Source organism: Planctomycetota bacterium (assembly GCA_039819165.1).
Lineage (GTDB): Bacteria > Planctomycetota > Phycisphaerae > Phycisphaerales > UBA1924 > JAHCJI01.
Map to the genome: position 1 here is coordinate 1957057 of JBCBSM010000001.1, position 21701 is coordinate 1978757.

The window sequence follows — 21701 nt, forward strand, 5'->3', positions numbered from 1 at the left end:
CGATGCCCAACCCATGATCGACCTGAAGCAGCTACGGGAAACGCCAGATCTCTACCGCGACGGCGCCCGCCGCAAGGGCTCGCCGGTGGACGTCGACCGCGTGCTCGAACTCGACGAAAAGAAGCGGCAGCTGCAGACCCAGCAGGAGCAGCTCCAGGCCGAGCAGAACAAGCTCGCGAAGGAGATGGGCCCGCAGATGGGCAAGCTGGGCAAGCGGATCAAGGCCGCCGTGGGCGCCGAGCAGGCCCGCCTCCAGGAGGAGATGGACAACCTCAAGGCCGGCCCGGCGAAGCTCAAGGCCGACATCGAGCGGCTGGACGCCGAGATCGAGGAGATCGAGCCCGAGCTGCGGGCGCTGCTGCTGGCCATCCCCCAGCCACCCGACCCCGACGTCCCCAACGGCGCCAGCAGCGACGACAACATCGAGAAGAACCGCTGGAGCCCGAGCTGGTTCGATCCCGCCAAGCCCTTCGCCCAGCAGCGGGGCTTTTCGCCCAAGAGCCACATCGAGCTCGGCGAGCTGCACGACCTCTTCGACGTCGAGCGGGGCGTCAAGATCGCCGGCTCGAGGAGCTACGTGCTCACCGGCGACGGCATGCGGCTGCACCAGGCCGTGCTCCGCTACGCCTTCGACCAGATCACACGGCAGGGGTTCCGCCCCATGTCGGTGCCCGTCGTCGTCCGCGAGGAGGCCATGGTCGGCACCGGGTTCTTCCCGGGCGGCATCGACCAGACCTACGAGGTCGGCATCCACGAGCGCGGCGACGGCGGCGCGGCCTGGGAGGGCGACGGCTACCTCGCCGGCACGGGCGAAGTGGGCCTCATGGGCCTGCACATGAACGAGATCCTCGACGAGGACGACCTGCCGCTGCGGTACTGCACGCTCTCACCGTGCTTCCGCCGCGAGGCCGGCGCCGCCGGCAAGGACACCGCCGGCCTCTACCGCGTGCACTACTTCGAGAAGGTCGAGCAGGTGGTCATCTGCAAGGCCGACGAGAAGGAGAGCCGCGACTGGCACCGCAAGATGATCACCTACGTCGCCAACATCCTGCAAGCCCTCGAGCTGCCCTACCGCCTGCTGCAGTGCTGCGCGGGCGACCTGGGCCAGAAGAACGCCGACATGATCGACGTGGAGTGCTGGATGCCCAGCCGCGGCGACGCCGGGGCGGACGGCTCGCCGCTGGGCGCGTGGGGCGAGACGCACAGCGCCAGCCGGCTCTACGACTTCCAGTGCCGCCGGCTCAACCTCCGCTACCGACCTGGCGGCGCCAACGGCAAGGGGCCCACGACCTTCTGCCACTCGCTGAACAACACGGTGCTCGCCAGCCCCCGCTTCCTCATCCCGCTGCTAGAAATGCACCAGCAGGCCGACGGCAGCATCAAGATCCCCGAACCCCTCCGCCCCTACATGAACGGCCAGGAATTCATCGGCCAGCGGGCCGCCGACAGGGCCCCCGAGGACGCGGCCCAGCCCGTCGGCAGCGGCGGCTAGCGTGACGCAAGCACCCCTGCGCCGGGAGCTCTCGCTGCCCGGCGCGATGGGCGTGGGCCTCGGATCGATCCTGGGGACCGGCGCGTTCGTCGCGCTGGGACTCGCCGCCGGGCTGGCCGGGCCCTGGGTGCTGCTGGCGATCGTGCTCGCCGGCGCACTCGCGATGTGCAACGGACTGAGCAGCGCCCAGCTCGCCGCCGTGCATCCGGTTAGCGGCGGCACCTACACGTACGGCTACCGCTTCCTGTCGCCGCTCGCGGGCTTCGCCGCGGGCTGGCTGTTCCTGATCGCCAAGGCCGCCTCGTGCGCGGCGGCGGCGCTGGCCTTCGGCGGGCTGATCGCGTGGGTCGCCGGCATCCCGGGCGAGGGCGAGGCCATCGTGCTCGCGGGGCTCGGATCGCTCGTGCTCATCACCGCCGCCGCGCTGGCGGGCCTGAGGCGGTCCTCGGCCATCAACATCGCGCTCGTGGCCGTCACCGTGGCCTCGCTGCTGCTGCTCGTGGCTGCGAGCAGTCCCGCCATCGTCCGCAACGGCGCGTCGCTGCCCTGGGCGGACTTCGACGCGCCGGGCGTGCTCGAGGCCGCCGCGCTGTGCTTCGTGGCCTTCACGGGCTACGGCCGCATCGCGACGATGGGCGAGGAGGTCCGCAAGCCGCGGCGGACCATCCCGGTCGCGATCGTCGGGACGCTGGCGTGCGCGCTGGCGTTGTACATGCTGGTCGCGCTCGCCGGCGTGAGCGTGCTGGGATCCGCAGCCTTCGCCAGCCGCGCGGAGAACGACGCGGCCCCGCTCCTGGGCGTCGCCGACGCGCTGGGGAGCCCCCCGATCTCGGGTGTGCTGGTCGCCGGCGGCGCCACCGCGCTGCTGGCGGTGCAGCTCAACCTCGTGCTCGGACTCTCCCGCGTGGTGCTCGCCGCGGGCCGGGAGGGCGACCTGCCGGGGCCGCTCGCCGGCGTGCGGCGCGGGGTTCCCGTCGCGGCCGTGCTCGTGGTCGCGGGCGCGGTGGCCATCGCGATCGTGCCCGGCCGCCTCGCGATGGCCTGGTCGCTCAGCGCCGTGGCCGTGCTGCTCTATTACGCGCTCACCAACGCCGCCGCGCTGCGGGTGGTCGAGGGCAGGTTCGTGCCGCGGTGGATCTCTGCACTGGGCCTGCTGGCGTGTATCGGCCTGGCGGCCTTCGTCGATCCGCTCAGCTGGCTCTGGGCCGGCGGCCTGCTCGCGGCGGGCCTCGCGGTGCGCCTCGCGTGCCGGGCGTGGCCTCGGGCCCGCGGCACACCGTGACGGAATCCGCACGCGGCGCCGGCGGGGCTCAAGCGGGCGATCCCGCCGCCCGATGCCGATCGTGCGGGCTGGAACGATCGTTCGGATACCATCCCGCGCGTTATCGACCCCGCCCCTGGGCACGGGCGCTACGCCCGATGCGCGGGCGGCCCGCGGGAGCCTGCACGTGGTACTCGGCTCGGTCATCGCGATTTTCACGCTGGCGGTGCTCGCGCCGTCGCTGCATCGCGTGCTGGGGCGGGCCACCGGCTACCTGCTCGCCCTCGCGCCCGCCACGGCGTGCGTCTACTTCCTGACGCAGCTCGCTTCGGCCGGGGATGGCGAGATCGCCCGCACCGCCTGGACGTGGGCGGCCGACCTGGGCATCGAGCTGTCCTTCCGCGTCGACGCCCTCAGCACGCTCTTCGCGCTGCTCGTCACGGGCGTGGGCACCTGCATCGTGCTCTACGCCAACAGCTACCTGGAGGGGGACGAGCGGCGCGGCCGCTTCTTCGCCTTCCTGATGGGCTTCATGGGCGCGATGCTGGGGCTGGTGCTCGCCGACGACCTCATCCTGCTGTTCGTCTTCTGGGAGCTGACGAGCGTCACCAGCTACCTGCTCATCGGCTTCGACCACCACCGGGCCAGCGCCCGCAAGAGCGCGCTCCAGGCGCTGATCGTGACCGGGCTGGGCGGGCTGGCGATGCTCGCGGGCCTCGTGCTGCTGGGCCAGATCGCCGGCACGATGTCGGTCTCGGGCGTGATCGAGAACGCCGAGGCGATCGGCGGCAGCCCGCTGTCGCTGGCGGCGATGATCCTGGTCCTGGCCGGCGCCTTCACCAAGAGCGCGCAGTTCCCCTTCCACTTCTGGCTGCCCAACGCCATGGAGGCACCCTCGCCCGTGAGTGCGTACCTGCACTCCTCGACGATGGTCAAGGCGGGCGTCTACCTCGTCGCCAGGCTCAACCCCGCCTTCGCCGACCAGCCCGCATGGCAGTGGGCGCTGGCGGGCTTCGGCGGCGCGACGATGCTGCTGGGGGCCTACCTGGCCACCCGCAACACCGGCTACAAGAAGGTCCTGGCGTACACCACCGTCAGCTCGCTGGGCATCATGATCATGCTGGTGGGCCTGGGCCAGCCACAGGCGGCGGCGGCGTACATCCTGGCGCACGCGCTGTTCAAGGGCACCCTCTTCCTCGTCGCGGGTATCGTGACCCACGAGACCGGCGAGAAGGACACCGAGAAGACCGGCGGGCTGTTCCGCCTCATGCCCGTGACGGCAATCGCCGCGATCGTCGCCGGACTATCGATGGCCGGCCTCCCGCCGCTGCTGGGCTTCGTGGGCAAGGAACTGCTGCTCAAGGGCAGCCTGCACGCTCACGGCGGTCCGCACGACGTCCCCTGGCTCTGGCCGACGATCGCGACCATCGCCGGCGCCTTCATGGGCGTCGCCGGGCTGCAGACGGGCCTGCGGCCGTTCTTCCTGAAGAAGACCGCCGAGGACGACTACCCCAAGCCCCCGCACGAGGCGCCCCCGCCGATGCTCATCGGCCCGGTGCTACTGGCGGGGCTGACGCTCGTCGGCGGGCTCGTGCCGGCCTTGTTCGCGGTGCCGCTCATCAACGGCAGCGCAGGCGTGATCGCCGACGCGCACCACGAGCCCGAGCTCGCGAGCCTGAGCGCCATCGAGCTGGCCACCAAGCCGAGCCTCGCGCTGCTGCTCAGCGGCGTCGCGCTCGCCGCGGGCGTGGCCCTCTTCGCGGCGCGGCGCATCTGGCGGCGGGCCACCGCCCCGGCGCACGTCGTGCTGGACCACGTCTCGGGCGATCGCATCTACGACCTGCTCTTCGGCGGCACCCTGAAGCTCTCCGAGGTGCAGACACGCGTGCTGCAGAACGGCAAGCTGCGGCGGTACGTGCAGGTCACGCTGGCCACGGCGCTGGCGCTCGCGGGCGGCATGCTGGTCGCCTTCGTCGATCTGGGCGCCACGCTGGAGCAAGCCCTGCCGACCATCCGCGAGCTGACGCTCACCGAGTTCATCCTCGAGAGCGTGCTGGTGTCCTTGATCATCGTGGCGGCCATCGCGGCCACGCGGTTCCGCAGCCGGCTGGCGACGATCGCCACCCTGGGCGTCGTGGGCTACAGCGTGGCGCTCATCTTCGTGCTGTTCGGCGCGCCCGACGTCGCGATGACCCAGTTCGCCATCGAGACGCTCACGGTCATCATCTTCGTGCTGGTGGTCTACCACCTGCCCAGATTCGCGGTGTACACCAAGAAGCCCGGCAAGATCGTCGACGCGACGCTCGCCTCGCTCTTCGGCCTGCTGATGGCGACCTTCGTGGTCGTGGCCCACCAGATCGAGGCGCCCGACGGCGTCTCGTGGTACTTCAACGCCAACGCCATGCCGGGCGAGGACGGCGGCCACGCCGCCTACGGCCGCAACCTGGTCAACGTCATCCTCGTGGACTTCCGCGCCCTGGACACGCTGGGCGAGATCGCGGTGCTGGGCCTCGCCGCCGTCGGCGTCTACACGCTGCTGCGGCTGCGGCCGCCCGACCTGGCGAAGGGAGGCCGATCGTGAACTCGGTCATCCTCCGCACCGCGACGCGCTTCATGCTGCCGCTGCTGGTGCTCTTCTCGATCGTCGTGCTCCTCCGGGGGCACAACCTGCCCGGCGGCGGCTTCGTCGGCGGCCTGCTCGCGACGTCGGCATTCGTGCTCTACGGCATGGCCTTCGGCGTGGACTCGGTCTATCGCCTGCTGCGGATCCCGCTGACGGGCTACATCGCCGCAGGCCTGGGCCTGGCGATCGCCAGCGGCCTGCCGGGCCTGCTCGGCGGCGAGCCCTTCCTCTACGGCCAGTGGACCAGCGTCACCCTCGGGGGCATCGGAGAGCTGAAGATCGGCACGCCGCTGTTCTTCGACATCGGCGTCTATCTCACGGTGCTCGGCGTGTGCCTCATGATGCTTCTAACCCTGGCGGAGGAGAGCTGATGGAGCTGCTGCTGGCCATCGCGGTGGGCGTCTGCTACGCCACGGGCATCTACATGATCCTGCGGCGGAGCTTCGTGAAGCTGATCATCGGCCTCTCGCTGATCGGCCACGGCGCCAACCTGCTCATCTTCGCCTCGGGCGGCCTCGTGCGGGGCAAGCCGCCGATCATCCCGGGCGACCAGGACGAGCTGCCCCCGGGCTTCAGCGATCCGCTGCCGCCCGCGCTGATCCTGACCGCCATCGTCATCAGCTTCGCCATCCTCGCGTTCACCATCGTGCTGGTGAAGCGCACGTACCAGGCCATCGGCACCGACGACCTCGATGCCATGCGGACGACCGACCGATGAACTTCGCCGTCATTGCGCCCATCCTGGTGCCGCTGACCACGACGGTGCTCTGCATCGCCGCGTGGAAGGACCGCGCCCTGCAGCGCTGGGTCAGCCTCTCGGGCGCCCTGAGCCTGCTGGCGTCCTCCATCGGGCTGATGGTCGCCACCAGCGACGGCGAGATCCTGACCACCTACGCCGCCGGCTGGGCCGCCCCCTTCGGCATCACCCTGGTCGCCGACACCTTCAGCGGGCTCATGGTGCTGCTCAACGGCGTGATCGCCGTCGCCATCATCCTCTTCAGCATGGGCGCCATCGATCGCCAGCGGGAGAGCTTCGGCTACCACCCGCTCGTGCACGCCGTGCTCGCCGCCGTCTCGGGCGCCTTCCTGACCGGCGACATCTTCAACATGTACGTCTGGTTCGAGATCATGCTGCTGGCCTCCTTCGTGCTGCTGACGCTCGGCGGCGAGCGGGGGCAGCTCGAGGGCGCCATCAAGTATGTCACCCTCAACCTGCTCTCCAGCGGCATCTTCCTGGCGGCCATCGGCTTGCTCTACGGCATGACCGGTACGCTCAACATGGCCCACCTGTCCATCGCGCTCGACGCCGTCGATCGCCCGGGCATCACCACCGCCCTGTCGATGCTCTTCCTGGTCGCGTTCGGCATCAAGGCGGCGGTCTTCCCGCTGTTCTTCTGGCTGCCCGCGTCGTACCACACGCCGCCGGTGGCGATCACCGCGCTCTTCGCGGGCCTGCTGACCAAGGTGGGCGTGTATTCCATCACGCGGACCTTCACGCTCATGTTCGACCAGCACCTGGACGCCACCGCAACCGTGCTGCTGTGGATCAGCGGGCTGACGATGGTCACCGGCGTCTTCGGCGCAACGTGCCAGTTCGAGATCCGCCGCATCCTGGCCTTCCACAGCGTCAGCCAGATCGGCTACATGCTGATGGGCGTCGCGGTCGCGCTGCTGGCGATCGCCAACGCCGAGCCCGACGCCCAGGCCGCCACCGCCGTCGCCGCCATGGCGCTCGCGGGCACCACCATGTTCCTGCTGCACCACGGCATCGTCAAGGGCAACCTCTTCCTCGTCAGCGGGCTCATCCAGCGGCTGGCGGGCACAACCGAGCTCAAGCAGCTCGGCGGGCTGGTCAAGACCCGGCCCTGGACCGGCGTGCTCTTCCTGGTGCCCGCGCTCTCGCTGGCGGGCATCCCCGTCTCGACGGGCTTCTGGGGCAAGTTCGTGCTCGTCAAGAGCGGCCTCGGCGCCGGAGCCTTCGCCCTCGTCGGCGCGTCGCTGTTCGTCGGCGTGCTCACGCTGTACTCGATGACCAAGATCTGGGCCGAGGCGTTCTGGAAGGACGCCCCCGAGGACATGCCCGAGCCGCCCGGCATCCGCGGGCGGGGTGACCGGGCCCGCATCGCCCTGATCGTGGCGCCCATCGCCGTGCTCGCCGTCGCCACGGTCGCGCTCGGCGTGTTCGTGCAGCCGCTGTACCGCGTGGCCGAGCAGGCCGGCCGCCAGCTGCTCGATCGCGAAGGCTACCAGCGGGCCGTGCTGGGCGAGTACTACGAGCCCGCGATCAACGGCGCGCTCGGCACGCTCGAAGTGCGGCAGGCGTCCACGAATTCCGGAGCGAGCGATCTCGACGCCGACGAGATCGACGAGCAGCACGCAGGCCAGTCCGACGAATAAGCACCCCTCGGGAGATCATGCCATAGGCCTCTTCGTCACCAATCTGATCCTGGCGCTCATCTGGGCGATGGCCATCGGGCCCTTCACCCCCGAGAACTTCCTCATCGGGTTCGTGCTGGCCTTCGTGACGCTGCGGCTGTGCACCCTCCGCGACGGCCGCAGCCCCTACTTCGGAAAGGTCTTCCGCACCATCTCGTTCTGCTTCTACGTGCTCGTCGAGCTGGTGATCGCCAACCTCAAGATGGCGTACTACACCGTGCAACCGCTGCGGAACCTCCGCCCCGGCATCCTGGCCATCCCGCTCGAGGAGATGAGCGAGACCGAGGTGACCATCCTGGCCAACCTCATCACGCTCACCCCCGGCACGCTGAGCCTGGACGTCTCGGCCGACAATCGCACGCTCTTCGTACACTTCATGCACGTCGAGGATCCCGACGAGATGCGGCGCGACATCAAGCAGGGCTTCGAGCGCCGCCTGCTGGAGGTCACCCGATGACGCCCCCCGCGATCACCACCGCCGTCCAGGACGGCCCGGACATCATCGAGACCGTGCTCGTCGCGGTGCTGGTGATGCTCGCGATCGCGATGATCGGCTGCCTCGCGCGGCTGCTGCGCGGGCCGACGCTACCTGATCGCGTCGTCGCCCTGGACCTCATGGGCATGTTCGCCGTCGGCGTCATCGCCATCTTCTCGATGCTCATCGGCCAGCCCATGCTGCTGGGGGTGTGCCTCATCATGGGGCTGATCCTCTTCCTGGGCACCGCCGCCTTCGCGCTGTACCTCGAGCGGAGGGCCAGGCCATGACGGCATGGGAGACCCTCACCGCCGTCGCCACCTGGCTCAACCATGCGCTCACCGCGGGCCTGGTGATCGTCGGCGGCCTGTTCAGCCTGCTCGCCGCCGTCGGCCTGCTCCGCATGCCCGACGTCTACACCCGCATGCAGGCGGCCACCAAGGCCGGCACGCTGGGCGTGGGCTGCATCATCCTGGCCGTCGCGACCCACTTCCTGACGCTGGGCGTGGTGCTCGAGTCCATCCTCGTCATCGGCATGCTCTTCATCACCGCGCCCGTCGCCAGCCACCTCATCGCACGGGCCGCCTACTTCGTCGACGACGAGATGTGGGACGGCACCGCCTACGACGAGATGCGCGGCTGCTACGACGCCACCACCCACGTGCTGCACTCGACCAACCGAGAAGAACGGGACGCCGGCCAGGACGCAGCCGACACGCCCGGTGACCCCACGGTCCGCATGCCCGAGGCGGCCCGCGAGCCCGGGCGCGACACCCCTCCACCGTCGCAGGCCGCCGGATAGCGGGCTATTCTCGCGGCATGGCCCGCCCCGCGCGCCAGCCCGATGCACGCACGCCGCTCGTCGGCGTCATCATGGGCTCCACCAGCGACTGGGAGACCATGCGGCACGCCGTCGACGTGCTGCGGTCCCTCGGCGTGCCCCACGAGGCCCGCGTCGTGTCGGCCCACCGCACGCCCGACCTGCTCTTCGAGTACGCGAGCACCGCCCGCGAGCGCGGCATCCGCGTCATCGTCGCCGGCGCGGGCGGGGCGGCCCACCTGCCGGGCATGTGCGCCAGCAAGACGGCGCTGCCCGTGCTCGGCGTGCCCGTGCAGAGCCGCGCACTCAACGGCATCGATTCGCTGCTGTCCATCGCCCAGATGCCCGCGGGCGTGCCCGTGGGCACGCTGGCGATCGGCGTCGCGGGCGCCAAGAACGCCGGCCTGCTCGCCGCCCAGATCCTGGCGATCGGCGACGAGGCAATCGCCCGCGCCATCAACGACCATCGTGCCGCGCAGGCCGAGGCCGTCCTCGACGCCGAGCTGCCCGAGCCGGACGCCGGCGCATGACCCGAGTGCATCGCCTGGGCGTGCTGGGCGGCGGCCAGCTGGCCCGCATGCTCGCCCTCGCCGCCGCTCCGCTGGGCATCCGCGTCCGCGCCCTGGACCCCGACCCCGACGCCTGCGCGGGCGACGCCTGCGAGCTGGCATGCGGCGGCTTCGACGACGAGGATGCCCTCCTCCGCTTCGCGAGCGGCCTGGATGCCGCGACCTACGAATTCGAGAACGTGCCCGCCAGCGCCGTCGAGTTCCTCGCCGATCGCCTGTCAATCCGCCCCGGCGCCGCCAGCCTCCACGCCTCGCAGGATCGCGCCCGCGAGAAGGCGGTGCTCGCCGACGCCGGGTTCGACGTCGCGCCGTGGGCCTGCGTCGACGACCAGGCCTCGCTGCACGACGCCGTGCGGGACATCGGCGCGCCGGCCATCCTCAAGACCCGCACCGGCGGCTACGACGGCAAGGGCCAGGCCCGCATCGCCCACGCTGGTGACGCTTCCGACGCCTGGGCGTCCATCGGCCGCCGCCCGGCGATCGCCGAGGCCCGCATCAACTTCGAGCGCGAGCTATCGCTCGTGGCCGTCCGCAGCGAATCCCAGTTCGCAGCCTACCCGCTCGTGGAGAACGCACACCGCGGCGGCATCCTCCGCGTCACCCGCGCACCCGCGTGCGACGCCGACCATCTGCAGCGCGGCGCCAAGGCCCAGGCCCGCGCGCTCATGGATGCGCTGGGCCACGTCGGCGTGCTGGCGATCGAGTTCTTCGAGGTCGGCGGCCGGTTGGTTGCCAACGAGTTTGCGCCCCGCGTGCACAACAGCGGCCACTGGACCATCGACGCCGCCGCCACCAGCCAGTTCGAGAACCACGTGCGCGCCGTCGCGGGCCTCCCGCTCGGGCCGACCACGCCGCTCGGGCCCGCCGTCATGCTCAATTGTATCGGCCGCATGCCCGACGCCGCCGCCGTGCTCACCCATCCGGATGCGGCGCTGCACGACTACCGCAAGCGGCCCCGGCCCGGCCGCAAGGTCGGGCACGTCACGGTGCGGGGCGAGCACGACCCAGCCGAACTCGTGCGAGCATTCGGCATCGATCTCACCGGCAATGACGAGCGCGTTGGCGGGTAGCAAGCCCGATCGGCTTGCCGGGGCGAGTCAGCCGTCGCGGCCGAGCAGCACGTAGAAGGTCCAGCCGCCCTCGCCATCGGCGACGGCGCGGTGCGCCCGCACGGTGCCGCCGGGCATCGCCGCCGCGGCCTCGCGCATCGCCGCCGCCCGGGCGGCGCGGACGTCACCCGCACGGCCCCGAAACGCCCGGAAATCCACGCCGTCGCGCGTGAACGGACCGCTCGTCCACCAGCTCGGAGCCGCCTCCTCGTCGCCCGCCGCAGCCCGCGGGCCGTCCTGCGGCACCGAGTCGGGTGCGGCCGCACCCCGGGACGCGGGCTGCGTCGGCGGCGCGAGCTCCGCCACGGGATCCGGAGCCGGCCCGCCGGGCGCGAGCGCGGTCCCCCCTGCGCCGCCAGTTCCGCCGCAGCCCGCGAGCCACGCCGGCCCCGTGCACGCCATGGCGGCCGCGGCAATCCCGATCGTGGTGATGCGCGTGCGCATCAGGATCCGCTCCGTTGCTCCGCCGCTCCGTCGAAGAGCGGCTGCTGGTCCTTCACCGCTCGCGGCCGCGTTCGGAGCTGATCCAGCTCGCGCTGCAGCTCGTCGACGTTGGCGAATCGGTGATACTCGCTCGCGAAGCGTATGTACGCCACCTCGTCGACCTCGCGGAGCTTGGCCATCACCCGCTGGCCGATCGCCTCGGATTCGACCTCCCGCTCGAACTCGGTCTGCAGCTCTTCCTCGACCTCGCCGGCGATCCGCAGCTTGACCTGCTCGGGTACGGGCCGCTTGCCGCAGGCCGCCTGGATGCCCCGCAGCACGTTCTCGGGGTCGAACGGCGCCCGCGTGCCGTCCCGCTTGACGACCACCAGCCGCTGCTGCTCGACCCGCTCGTAGGTCGTGAACCGCTTGTCGCAGCGATCGCACACCCGGCGGCGACGGATCACCCGGCCGCCCTCGGCGGGCCTCGAATCGATGACTCGGTCGTCGTTGCCGCCGCAGTAGGGGCAGATCACGGGGCTGGGGCTCCATGGGCCACTAGATCTTGGGGATGCTAGCACCGGTCCCGATCGCCCGTGTGGATCGCGATCGAGGATCGCGGCGCCGCCGGCCGATATACTGCACCGATGCCCGCCCGAACCACGACGACGACCATCGCGACGACTACGACGGAGAACCGCCCGAGCGGCTAGGTCGGCGTGCATCGCGAGGATGTGCTTACCGTGCCCGGCCGCTCAGGCCGGGCTTTTGTTTGCCCCGATTTGTCTGCCAGAGAAACCCGGACTCGCCCGCCGAGCCCACGCCCCACACGGACCCCACGCCATGGCCGACCCCATCAAGATCACCCTGCCCGACGGCTCCGTGCGCGAGTTCGAGGCCCCCACCACCCCGCTCGCGGTGGCCGAGTCCATCGGCTCGCGCCTCGCCAAGGCCGCCGTGGGCGCCCGGATCGACGGCGAACTCGCGGACGTGACCGCGACCATCAACTCCGACTGCGAGCTGGCCATCCTCACCGAGAAGACCCGCGAGGGCGAGCCCGACGCCGACGCGCTCTACCTGCTGCGGCACAGCACCGCGCACGTGATGGCCGAGGCGATCCAGCGCATCGTGCCCGAGGCCCAGCTCGTCTACGGCCCACCGCTCGACAACGGCTTCTACTACGACATCGCCTTCCCCGAGGACCGCCCGCTCCGCGAGGGCGACTTCGAGGCCATCGAGGCGGAGATGGCCAAGATCGTCAAGGAGGACCGGCCGTTCACCCGCTACGAGCTGGAGTACAGCGAGGGGCTCACAAAGCTCCAAAGCGAGGGCAGCAAGTACAAGATCGACAACGCCCACCGCGCACACGAAGCCGGGTCGCTGCAGCTCTCGTTCTACGCCACCGGCGAGCCGGGGAAGAACTGGGAAGACCTCTGCCGCGGCCCGCACGTGCCCAGCACCGGGCGCATCGGCGCGTTCAAGGTCATGTCTCTCGCCAGCAGCTACTGGCACGGCGACGAGAACAGCGACCGCCTGACCCGCGTCTACGGCACCAGCTTCTTCAGCAAGAAGGACCTCGCCGACTACCTCAACCGCCTCGAGGAAGCCAAGAAGCGCGACCACCGCGTGCTGGGCAAGCAGCTCGATCTGTTCCACATCGACGACGCGGTCGGCCAGGGCCTCGTGCTCTGGACCCCACGGGGTTCGATCTTGCGGAAGGAGCTCCAGGACTTCATCTCGGGCGAACTCACCAAGCAGGGTTACGCCGAGGTCTTCACGCCGCACATCGGTAAGCTGGACCTGTACAAGACCAGCGGCCACTTCCCGTACTACCAGGACAGCCAGTTCCCTCCCATCATCAGCCGTGATCACATGGCCTCGCTGGTCGGCGACAACAAGTCGTGTGAGGACCTGTCGAGCCTGTTGAAGGTTGGCAACGTCGACGGATTCATGCTTAGCCCCATGAACTGCCCGCATCACGTCAAGATCTACGCAGCCAAGCCTCGGAGCTATCGGGAACTGCCGTACCGCATCGCCGAGTTTGGCACGGTCTACCGCTGGGAACAGTCGGGCGAACTCAATGGCATGACCCGCGTGCGCGGCTTCACCCAGGACGACGCGCACCTGTTCTGCACCCCCGAGCAGGTCGACGAGGAGGTCAGAGGCTGCCTCGAGTTGGTCAAGATCATCTTCGGGGCGCTCGACATGCACGACTACCGCGTGCGCGTCGGCCTTCGAGATCCCGACAGCGGCAAGTACACCGGCGACCCCGAAAACTGGGACAAGGCCGAGGAGGCCTGCCGCCAGGCCGCGCAATCACTCGGCGTGCCCTTCACCGAGGAGCCGGGCGAGGCCGCGTTCTACGGGCCCAAGATCGACTTCGTCGTGCGCGACGTCATCGGCCGCGAGTGGCAGCTGGGCACCGTGCAGGTCGACTACAGCCTGCCCGAGCGATTCGACCTGACCTATATCGGGGCGGACAACCAGCCCCATCGGCCCATCATGATCCACCGAGCGCCCTTTGGCAGCCTCGAGCGATTCGTCGGCGTGCTCATCGAGCACTTCGGCGGCGCCTTCCCGCTCTGGCTCAGCCCCGAGCAGGTCCGCGTGCTGCCCATCAGCGAGAAGAGCAACGACTACGCGACCCGGATGCTCGATGCGCTGCGCGCAGCCAAGATCCGCGCCACCATGGACGACTCGGGCGACCGCGTGCAGGCCAAGATCAAGCACGCCGCCGACGAGCGCATCCCCTACATGGCCGTCGTCGGACCGCGGGATGCGGAGAACGGCGTCGTGTCCATCCGGGCCCGCGGCGTGCAGAAGGACCTGGGCGCGCTGCCGCTGGCGGAGTTCGTCGAGGCGCTCGTCGCCGAGCGCGAGAGCAAGGGCGAGAGCTCGGTGAGGGATCGCTTCGAGGTCGCGGAGCCAGCGGGTGTCTAGGCCTCAGCCACCGTCGCTCGAACCACCCTCATCGACCGCCGGCTCGTCCTGAGCCTCCGGCTCGGGCAGCGGCTGCAGGTCGCCCCGCGGCGCCCGCTCGCGTGGGTACTCGGGGGCCTCGCGGAGGGTCATGTCGAGCCGGGCGGTGCCGTTGGGCGGCGTGGCCATCGAGCCGCGCTCGGTGTCGCCGCCGGGGTAGCGGACCTTCCACTCCATCTCCATGGGGTAGGTCAGGTTGTCGCTGTCGCCGCTGTTGAAGTCGATGGTGATGGTGCTGCCCACCGGCAGGTCGAAGGCCCACAGCTCCGAGCCGTCCCGCGTATCGACTAGCGAGAAGGACTTGGGGCTCCACGTCGTGCTCTCGTAGGTCTCGCGGTTGTACGAGGCGCAGCCGGCAACGCCGAGCATCAACGCGGCGCACAGGCCGAGCAGGATCGTGTTCGTGCGGATCGTCATCGTCGTGGCCTCCCAGGGGCATCTCTCGGCGTGGGGGCGTCGCGGCTCCCCGGCGTCGCTTCCGACCTACGCCCGGGCGGCCGCGGGGTTCTGGCAGGCGAACGCATTCGCCCATCGCCCAAACCCGCGCCCAGCCCCCTTATCGTCCGCTGCGCCCACGCGGCTGACCCCAGACCGCCCGCGACACTTCCGGCGAGCACGCATGACCCAAACAACACCCGGATTTATGGCCGACGACCCGCCCTTCCGCGTGGGCCACGGCTACGACCTGCACCGCCTGGAGCCGCGACCGCCCGAGGGCCGGGGCAAGCCGCTCGTCGTCGCGGGCGTGCCCATCCCCCTGGATGCCGGCCGGGAGATCGGCCCAGTCGCCCACTCCGACGGCGACGCCCTGCTCCACGCCGCCACCGACGCCCTGCTGTCCGCCGCCGGCCTGCCCGACATCGGCCAGCTCTTCCCCAACGACGACCCGGCCAATCGGGACCGCGCGTCGGCCGACTTCCTCGACGAGGCGGTCCGGCTCGTCGGGTCGGCGGGCTGGCGGATCGCCAACCTAGACGCGACGGTGCTGCTCCAATCCCCCAAATTGGGTGTGCACAAGCCGGCGCTGCGGGCCGCCCTTGCCGATCGGCTGGGCCTGCCGCACGCCCGCGTCAACATCAAGGGCAAGAGCGGCGAGCACATCGGGCCGGTGGGCGAGGGCCGCGCCATCGAGGTGCACTGCGTCGTGCTGCTCTACCGCGAGACCTAGGAATCAACGCGCGGAACGAATACGCCAATTCGTCCGCGATACCGAACAATCAGCGGCGTTGCGACAGCCAGGATCCGCGGCTCGATCAGCCCGCCGCCGAATTCTCGGCGTGCTCGGGGGCGGCGGCCGACTTGGGCTCGACGATGCCCTCCAGCCGGCCGCTCTCCTTCATCGCCTCGAGCAGGTGGTCCCGCAGCGCAGGAGCGGGACGGAACACGCAGGTGGCCGACGGCGGGATGACCATCGGCTCGCGGGTCGAGGGGTTAATGCCGTGGCGGGCCTGCCGCTCGCGCCGCAGGAAGGTGCCGAACCCCGAGAGGGTGACGCGGCCCTCGCTGCGGACGCCCTCGACCAGCGAGGCGAGCACCGCATCAATCATGCGCGCGGATTCGATCTTGCTGACGCCGAGCTTGGAAGCCACCCGGTCCACCAGGATGCTCTTGTTCATGGCAGGCTCCGACCTTGCTCTGCCCCGGACAACACACACGGCATTGCTAGTAGGTACTCGTTCGTCGTCTATCGGCGCGACCGCCCGCCCTCGCTATAGAAGACGCGCCCAGCGACGCGCGAGAACGGCGATCGCCGCCCCGCGCGTACCATCTATGGATGACCGAGACCCCCACGATCACCCGCGAACCAGTCCGCAACCCGGCCCGGCCCGGCACCCGCAACAGCGAGACCGACCGCCAGCCGCTGACGCCCTGGAACGTGGTCCTGCTCGACGACCAGGACCACACCTACGACTACGTCATCGACATGCTCGGGCGTATCTTCGGATACGACATACCCACCGGCTTTCGCCTCGCGACGCAGGTCGATACCCGCGGCCGCGCCGTCGTCGCCACGCTCCACCGCGAGCTGGCCGAGCTCCGCGTGCAGCAGATCCGCGGCTTCGGCGCCGACCCGCACCTCGCGCGGAGCAACGGCCCGATGTACGCGGTGATCGAGCCCGGCGAGGGCGGCTCGGCCGACGATGGGCCCGACGACCACGATTACTAGCCGATCCGAGGCCCGCACCATGCCCGGCCCGCTGGTCATCCAGACCGAGGAACTCGAGCCCGAGGCCCAGGCCTGGCTCCGCCGCCACGCCACCCTTGAGATCTGCCCGCACGACGACCCCCGCCTGCCCACCCTGCTGGCCGACGCGCAGGGCCTCGTCGTGCGGACCTACACCCAGGTCGGCCCCCGCTTGCTCGACTCGGCACCCGCCTTGCGAGTCGTGGGCCGCGCGGGGGTCGCGCTCGAGAACATCGACGTCCCCGCCTGCCGCGCGCGGGGCGTCGAGGTCGTGCACACGCCCGAGGCCAACACGCAGGCCGTCGTCGAGTTCACGCTCGCGATGCTCCTCGACGCCCGACGCCCACGCGTCTTCCTCGACGAGCCGCTGGTCGGCGACGCCTGGCACAGGGCCCGCCGCGACCTGCAGGCCGACGACCACGTCGCCGACCTGCCCGTGGGCATCCTGGGCTTCGGCCGCATCGGCCGCCGCGTCGGCCGAGCACTGGCCGCGCTCGGCTGCAGCGTGCTGTACCACGACCTCGCCGACGTCCCCGAGTCCGACCGCTACGGCTGCGCGCCCGCCACGCTCGACGACCTCGTCGACCACGCCCGCGTGCTGAGCATCCACGTGGACTTCCGCGAGAGCAACCGGCACATGATCGACGCCGGCTTCCTCGCGCGGCTCCGCGAAGACGCGATCCTGATCAACACCGCGCGGGGGCTCGTCGTCGAGCCCTTCGCGCTCGCCGCCTGGCTCCGCGCCCACCCCGGGGCCCAGGCCCTGCTCGACGTGCACGACCCCCACGAGCCCATCGGGCCCGACTACCCGCTGCTGGGCGTGCCCAACGCCCACCTCGCCCCGCATATCGCCGCGGCCACCAAGCCCGCGCGGCTCAACATGAGCTGGGTGGTCCGCGACGTGGTGGCGGTGCTGGAGGGACGCGAGCCGGCGCACCGGGCGCCGGAGTACTAGCACAGATCAGGCTCGTCGTGCGTGCATTGCGGCAGTGATTCGACGAGCTTATATCCACGTTTCAGAGGAGGCCGGCGGTGACGGCACCCTTTTGGTTGATCGCACTCGTCGCCACCGCAGGGCTTGCTGGCAGCCCCTCCGCCGTGCGTCCGACCGGCGCGGGGCTCACCGAACACCTCGACGGGATGCCGCACGTCGTGCTGCAACTCCGCGGCGCCGTCGACGACGATGTAACGGCGCTCGGCGTGCGAGCAGTCCTGACGCACGCACGCGGATCAGATGTCGAGCACGTCATCCTCGTGATGGACTCACCCGGCGGGCTGCTGGCATCCGGCAAGGCGATTGGCGAGCAACTCCGTGAGTTCGAATCCAGCTTCACGTACCACGCCGTCGTCGAGGAAACGCTCGGCGACTGCACATGGATCGTCGCCGAATGTGATCACATCTGGACGCCGCGAGATGGCCGCATCGGCGCCGCCCTCCCATACAGGCGGGATGCGCTAAGCGGTGATGCGGCCGAGGATGCCAAGCTGAACGCAGTCACCGCGGCACAACTCGCCACGGCGGCCGATCGGAAGGGACACCCTGGCCCGGTCTTTCGCGCCATGATGCAATTGGAAGCCGAACTCTGGACCTGGACGCGGCCCGATGGGATCCGTGCGTTCTCCGGCCGGCGGCCGACGCCGGACGAACCAGCAAAGAACACACGGCAGATCGATACGAAGGAGACAATCGTCTCGTTCTCGGGTGACGTGCTGGTCAATCTCGGCCTCGCTGGCGAGACCACCAAGAACGAGATCTCCGGCCTCCTTCGGTCCGAGGCATTCCGCTCGACGGGCTCGTTGCGCGCCGGAAGCGGCCGAGGAGCAAACCGTCGCATGGACGACGCGCGTCCGCAGGCACGCGTCCAAGGCTCGCCAGACGCGAGAGGCGGCCGAGCAGTCCGACCCGAGGGGGCTCAATCTGGTGCATGTCCAGGGGTCGATGCGCTTGACGTCCGAGAGCCAGCGTGCCTGGCGAGAGCGCACCGACGAGGCCATCCGCCACTGGCGTGCATATCTGTCGCTCCCCAAGGAAGTCGACAAGGCAGAGCAGCGGTATCTCCTCGCAGTCGCTTCGTACAACGGGCGCATCGAGGGTCTTTATGAATCACTACTCTGGACCGCATCGCCTCGGATGCTCACTGCCGAAGACCTCGTCCGCAAGAGCACTATGGACGCCGATTGGAAGACCGCACAGGACGCAATAGCCCGCCTCCAGAAGCGTCGACATCGGCACTGGCTCATTGATCCAGGCTAACGCTACCGGTCGGCCGCACGACGCCGATCCCATTGTGACTCCACTCTCGCTCCACGCCGTTGGAGCGAGAACTCGAGCGCTCTGCCGGTGGCGACCCGCCACCACCGCGCGACAGCCTTTGGTGTGCTGAACCCCGCGGCTTCAGTGACACGCTCGGCCGGGTAGTCGGAGCCAGCTACTCCGCGCTCCACACCACCTTGCCCTCCGCGTCGTAGAACCGCGCCACGGGGTTGCCCGAGCGCATCACGCCAAAGAAGGCGCGGCTGTTGCCCTTGTCGTCGGCGAACCCGATCCGCAGCGCCTCATTGCTAAAGCCCAGCCAGGCTCGGGTGTGGCCGTCCTCGTCCGACAGGGTCAGGCCCGGCCCCGCCGACCCGAGGGCCAGACGCATCCGGACCGTGCCGACGGTGTCGTGCAGCACGATGGTCGGCCCGTCCTTGTCGGCCTCGAGCACCGCGCGGGCCTCGCCGTCGGCATCGACGAGCCGCACGCGGCGGGTCGACACGCCCTCGGCCATGGCGGCCTTGAGGTCCTCGATCTCGCTCTCCAGCCGCTCGATGCGTTCCGCGGCGCTGCGATCCTGCGATGCGGTCATGGCCCTGCCCTCCGGTGCGTTCGTGGCTCTACGCTCAACCATAGAGGACACTCGGCCGCACGCGCCAGGCCTAGCGACCGACGCAGAAAGAAGGAGACTCAGTGATGCCGCCGGCGAGAACCGCACAACTCCAGAGAAGGGCCCTGGCCCGCACCGACGCCGTCGCCGCGCTCGCGCTCGTCCTTCTCGCGGGGGCGCTGTTGCTGCCCGCCGGCGCGGGTGCGCGGGATCACGCCGCCCGCACCGCGACGGCGGGCAACATCGCCGGCGTGGCCCGCGCGATCACGCAGATGGCCACCGACGAGGGGCTCTATCCGCTCGCCTACGCCTACGGCGGCGATGCATCCTCGGCCGCGTGGGATCCGGGCGAGCAGCGGGGCGGGCACCCAACCCCGGCGTATGGCTACGTGCACTTCTCGGGCATGCTGCTCGATCGGGGCTACGCGGCCGACGAGTCGCTCTTCGCGTCGCCCGGTGCTCTTCGGGGCGGCGCACCCCGCGCCAACCCGGGCGGCGACCCCGCAGACTGGGAGCCGGGCCAGGTCGACGAGCTGGGGCGGACCATGCCGGGCGGCGGGCCGACGGACCGCCAGGCCCGCCGGCTGGCGTTCACGGCCAACGGCGCGATCATGCCGCAACCCAGGCTCGCGCCGTCGGGCACCGAGCGGCACTTCGAGCAAGTGGCGCTACCCCGGCGCGGCGGGGGATCGAACGCCTTCACCACGCGCGTGCCGACCGAGGTCGTCCGCGACCCCGCCCGCACCGCATTGCTCACCGAGTGGCTGGCGACGGCCGACGACGGCTGGTTCACGCTGTCGCGCGGCCTAACCATCAAGAGCCACCGCCCCATCGAGCCGTTCCAGGGGATGACCGCCGGCCGCTCGCCCGAACGCGAGCCGGTGGCGGGCTCGGGTGCGCGCTTCGTCTATCCGCGGACGGACGAGATCTTCGGAGACGGGGGCTCGTTCCGCGGCGTGCTCACCGGCACCGGCAGCACCGACCTCAACGCCATGGGACGGCAACACGCCGGCGGCCGCACCCACCTGGCGATGGCCGACGGCTCGGTGCTGCTCCGAACGCCGCTCGAGAGCGTCGCGCAGCGGCTGTGGGGCGAGGAGTTCTACAGCATCACGGGCAACGACCGCGTACGGCCGTAGCTCTGGGAAACGCTGGTTATCAATATCATCGTGGGAACGACGCGGCCTACCGCGGGATGGGCTCGCGGGTCAGGCGGCTGGGCCGATCGAGGTAGAAGAATCGGTTGAAGTCCTGGGCCAGCATCCGCCAGTTCTCGTTGTTGGCGAGGGCCGACTGGTTGCGGACGTCCGTGGGCCGCTGGTAGAGCGTTGCCAGCTCGGGCGTCAGGTTGCTGCGATACGTGTTCGCCTTGGTGCACCCAGTCAGGACGGCGGCCGTGGAGGCCAGCAGGGCGACCGGGACGACGAGACGGCGGGCGGTACGGCTGCGGTGCATCGCGACTTCCTCTGGCTGGCGGGCCCTGCCGACGCACGCAACGCCGGGCTGCTGTTGTACGGAGGCGGCGACGCCCGGTCAAGCCCTAGGGCCGCCCCTCCGGTGGGCATCGGTTCGCGGACCGGGCCGCATCGGTTGCCAGCCGGCCCGGTGCGCAATCCCCGCCCATAACCAGAGATCGTCCGGGCCGATAGGACGCTGTCTGGTACATCGGCGGCCGCGGGGGTGATCCGCGACGCCGCGGAGGTCAATCGCTCCGCGGCATCGGCCGATGTTCCAACCATGACGACCCCAGGACTCGGCAGCGTGGATACGTCCAGCTCGATCGGCATCGCGGTGGCGAGCAAGCAACTCGACGCCACCCGCGAGCAGGGACAGGCCATCAACAACCTGCTCGAGGACGCCGCCCGGGTCGCCGACGCAAGCCGCGGCGCCGTGACGGCCACGCCCGGCCCGACCGAGAGCGGCCAGACGCTCGACGTCCTGGCCTAGGGGCCACCGGCCTCCACACCCGACACGCCGGCCCACGCCCTCCCAAGATGGGGGCATGGATGCTGCGCCCCCCGTGCCCGACGAGCTGCTCGTGGGCTACGTCCGCGCGCGGGACGTGCCGTGCCCGACCTGCGGCTACAACCTCCGCGATCTCGCCACGCCCACGTGCCCCGAGTGCGGCGAGGGCCTCGTGCTCCGCCTGGGCGCCACCACGCCGCGGACGGCCCTGCTCGTGGCCGGCCTCGCGCCCATCCTCATGAGCGCCGGCTTCTGCGGCATCCTGCTGCTGTACCTGGGCTTCCTGGCGGCCTTCCGCGGCGGGCCGGGGCTGGGCCCCGCCGAGGTGGTGCCGCTGGTGCTCGGGCTCGTGGCGTTGCTGCCCGTCGCCCGCGTATGGGCCCGCCGCTGGCACGGCCTGAGGCGGGCGCCGCTCGTCCGCCGCTGGGGGCTGCTGGCGATGATCTGGGCGTGGTCGATCGCACCGCCGCTGGTGTTCCTCTCGATCGTAAACTGAG

At 70.5% G+C, this 21701-nt stretch carries 25 protein-coding genes; 19 read left to right on the forward strand and 6 right to left on the reverse strand.

The annotated features are described in order from the left end of the window. Positions 1-13 precede the first annotated feature (13 nt). The 11 genes from serS (at position 14) to AAFX79_08565 (ending at position 10746) form a co-directional block, all read left to right on the forward strand. Positions 14-1492: a serine--tRNA ligase gene (gene serS / locus AAFX79_08515; protein ID MEO1008595.1), complete on the forward strand. Its 1479-nt coding sequence runs from the start codon at positions 14-16 to the stop codon at positions 1490-1492. Position 1493: 1 nt separating this feature from the next. Continuing rightward, entirely contained in the window at positions 1494-2774 is a 1281-nt protein-coding gene (locus AAFX79_08520) for an amino acid permease (protein MEO1008596.1), read from the forward strand. A gap of 166 nt (positions 2775-2940) precedes the next feature. After that, on the forward strand, positions 2941-5334 hold the full coding sequence (gene mbhE, locus AAFX79_08525) for a hydrogen gas-evolving membrane-bound hydrogenase subunit E (protein MEO1008597.1): 2394 nt from the start codon (positions 2941-2943) through the stop codon (positions 5332-5334). Beyond that, on the forward strand, positions 5331-5747 hold the full coding sequence (locus AAFX79_08530) for a Na+/H+ antiporter subunit B (protein ID MEO1008598.1): 417 nt from the start codon (positions 5331-5333) through the stop codon (positions 5745-5747). The genes mbhE and AAFX79_08530 overlap by 4 nt, the downstream gene beginning before the upstream one ends. Next, a complete protein-coding gene (locus tag AAFX79_08535; GenBank protein ID MEO1008599.1) occupies positions 5747-6094 on the forward strand; it encodes a Na+/H+ antiporter subunit C in 348 nt (115 codons plus the stop codon). The genes AAFX79_08530 and AAFX79_08535 overlap by 1 nt, the downstream gene beginning before the upstream one ends. After that, entirely contained in the window at positions 6091-7773 is a 1683-nt protein-coding gene (locus AAFX79_08540; protein ID MEO1008600.1) for a proton-conducting transporter membrane subunit, read from the forward strand. Before AAFX79_08535 ends, AAFX79_08540 begins: the two co-directional genes overlap by 4 nt. A 49-nt stretch (positions 7774-7822) precedes the next feature. After that, positions 7823-8269 carry a Na+/H+ antiporter subunit E gene (locus tag AAFX79_08545; GenBank protein MEO1008601.1) on the forward strand — a complete coding sequence of 149 codons (447 nt, stop codon included), beginning with the start codon at positions 7823-7825 and terminating at the stop codon, positions 8267-8269. After that, entirely contained in the window at positions 8266-8577 is a 312-nt protein-coding gene (locus AAFX79_08550) for a monovalent cation/H+ antiporter complex subunit F (protein ID MEO1008602.1), read from the forward strand. Before AAFX79_08545 ends, AAFX79_08550 begins: the two co-directional genes overlap by 4 nt. Further along, positions 8574-9089, forward strand: coding sequence for a monovalent cation/H(+) antiporter subunit G (gene mnhG / locus AAFX79_08555; protein MEO1008603.1), 516 nt, complete (start codon positions 8574-8576; stop codon positions 9087-9089). The genes AAFX79_08550 and mnhG overlap by 4 nt, the downstream gene beginning before the upstream one ends. Positions 9090-9106: 17 nt before the next feature. Beyond that, positions 9107-9637, forward strand: coding sequence for a 5-(carboxyamino)imidazole ribonucleotide mutase (purE, locus tag AAFX79_08560; GenBank protein MEO1008604.1), 531 nt, complete (start codon positions 9107-9109; stop codon positions 9635-9637). Next, on the forward strand, positions 9634-10746 hold the full coding sequence (locus AAFX79_08565; protein MEO1008605.1) for a 5-(carboxyamino)imidazole ribonucleotide synthase: 1113 nt from the start codon (positions 9634-9636) through the stop codon (positions 10744-10746). The genes purE and AAFX79_08565 overlap by 4 nt, the downstream gene beginning before the upstream one ends. 27 nt (positions 10747-10773) lie before the next feature. Here AAFX79_08565 and AAFX79_08570 read toward each other — a convergent pair whose 3' ends face one another. Together AAFX79_08570 and nrdR are read right to left on the reverse strand one after the other, a co-directional pair. Further along, positions 10774-11229, reverse strand: coding sequence for a hypothetical protein (locus AAFX79_08570; protein MEO1008606.1), 456 nt, complete (start codon positions 11227-11229; stop codon positions 10774-10776). Next, positions 11229-11744, reverse strand: coding sequence for a transcriptional regulator NrdR (gene nrdR / locus AAFX79_08575; GenBank protein ID MEO1008607.1), 516 nt, complete (start codon positions 11742-11744; stop codon positions 11229-11231). The genes AAFX79_08570 and nrdR overlap by 1 nt, the downstream gene beginning before the upstream one ends. Positions 11745-12051: 307 nt before the next feature. Between nrdR and thrS the strand changes: the two genes are divergently transcribed. Beyond that, positions 12052-14148: a threonine--tRNA ligase gene (thrS, locus tag AAFX79_08580; protein MEO1008608.1), complete on the forward strand. Its 2097-nt coding sequence runs from the start codon at positions 12052-12054 to the stop codon at positions 14146-14148. Between the two features lie 3 nt (positions 14149-14151). Here thrS and AAFX79_08585 read toward each other — a convergent pair whose 3' ends face one another. Then, complete coding sequence (locus AAFX79_08585) at positions 14152-14604, reverse strand: hypothetical protein (protein MEO1008609.1); 453 nt, start codon at positions 14602-14604, stop codon at positions 14152-14154. 202 nt (positions 14605-14806) lie between these two features. Here AAFX79_08585 and ispF point away from each other — a divergent pair, with 202 nt between their 5' ends. Beyond that, the gene (ispF, locus tag AAFX79_08590) at positions 14807-15355 is read left to right on the forward strand and encodes a 2-C-methyl-D-erythritol 2,4-cyclodiphosphate synthase (protein MEO1008610.1); all 549 of its coding nucleotides are present in this window, start codon (positions 14807-14809) and stop codon (positions 15353-15355) included. Between the two features lie 85 nt (positions 15356-15440). Here ispF and AAFX79_08595 read toward each other — a convergent pair whose 3' ends face one another. Beyond that, entirely contained in the window at positions 15441-15803 is a 363-nt protein-coding gene (locus AAFX79_08595) for an HU family DNA-binding protein (GenBank protein ID MEO1008611.1), read from the reverse strand. Positions 15804-15961: 158 nt separating this feature from the next. On the opposite strand from AAFX79_08595, the gene AAFX79_08600 reads away from it, so the two are divergent. From AAFX79_08600 to AAFX79_08610, 3 genes are all read left to right on the forward strand, one after another. Next, positions 15962-16354 carry an ATP-dependent Clp protease adaptor ClpS gene (locus AAFX79_08600; GenBank protein ID MEO1008612.1) on the forward strand — a complete coding sequence of 131 codons (393 nt, stop codon included), beginning with the start codon at positions 15962-15964 and terminating at the stop codon, positions 16352-16354. Next, complete coding sequence (locus tag AAFX79_08605) at positions 16329-17327, forward strand: NAD(P)-dependent oxidoreductase (GenBank protein MEO1008613.1); 999 nt, start codon at positions 16329-16331, stop codon at positions 17325-17327. The genes AAFX79_08600 and AAFX79_08605 overlap by 26 nt, the downstream gene beginning before the upstream one ends. Before the next feature lie 77 nt (positions 17328-17404). Further along, positions 17405-18475: a hypothetical protein gene (locus AAFX79_08610; protein MEO1008614.1), complete on the forward strand. Its 1071-nt coding sequence runs from the start codon at positions 17405-17407 to the stop codon at positions 18473-18475. Between the two features lie 326 nt (positions 18476-18801). Here AAFX79_08610 and AAFX79_08615 read toward each other — a convergent pair whose 3' ends face one another. After that, on the reverse strand, positions 18802-19221 hold the full coding sequence (locus AAFX79_08615) for a hypothetical protein (GenBank protein MEO1008615.1): 420 nt from the start codon (positions 19219-19221) through the stop codon (positions 18802-18804). Between the two features lie 104 nt (positions 19222-19325). On the opposite strand from AAFX79_08615, the gene AAFX79_08620 reads away from it, so the two are divergent. Then, positions 19326-20378, forward strand: coding sequence for a hypothetical protein (locus AAFX79_08620; GenBank protein MEO1008616.1), 1053 nt, complete (start codon positions 19326-19328; stop codon positions 20376-20378). 46 nt (positions 20379-20424) lie between these two features. Here AAFX79_08620 and AAFX79_08625 read toward each other — a convergent pair whose 3' ends face one another. Continuing rightward, entirely contained in the window at positions 20425-20694 is a 270-nt protein-coding gene (locus AAFX79_08625) for a hypothetical protein (GenBank protein ID MEO1008617.1), read from the reverse strand. Positions 20695-20976: 282 nt separating this feature from the next. Here AAFX79_08625 and AAFX79_08630 point away from each other — a divergent pair, with 282 nt between their 5' ends. Both AAFX79_08630 and AAFX79_08635 read left to right on the forward strand, forming a co-directional pair. Beyond that, positions 20977-21186, forward strand: a complete 210-nt coding sequence (locus AAFX79_08630; GenBank protein MEO1008618.1) for a hypothetical protein — start codon at positions 20977-20979, stop codon at positions 21184-21186. 55 nt (positions 21187-21241) lie between these two features. Beyond that, positions 21242-21700 (forward strand): hypothetical protein, encoded by a 459-nt coding sequence (locus AAFX79_08635; protein ID MEO1008619.1) that lies wholly within the window; start codon positions 21242-21244, stop codon positions 21698-21700. The last annotated feature ends 1 nt before the right edge of the window (position 21701 follow it).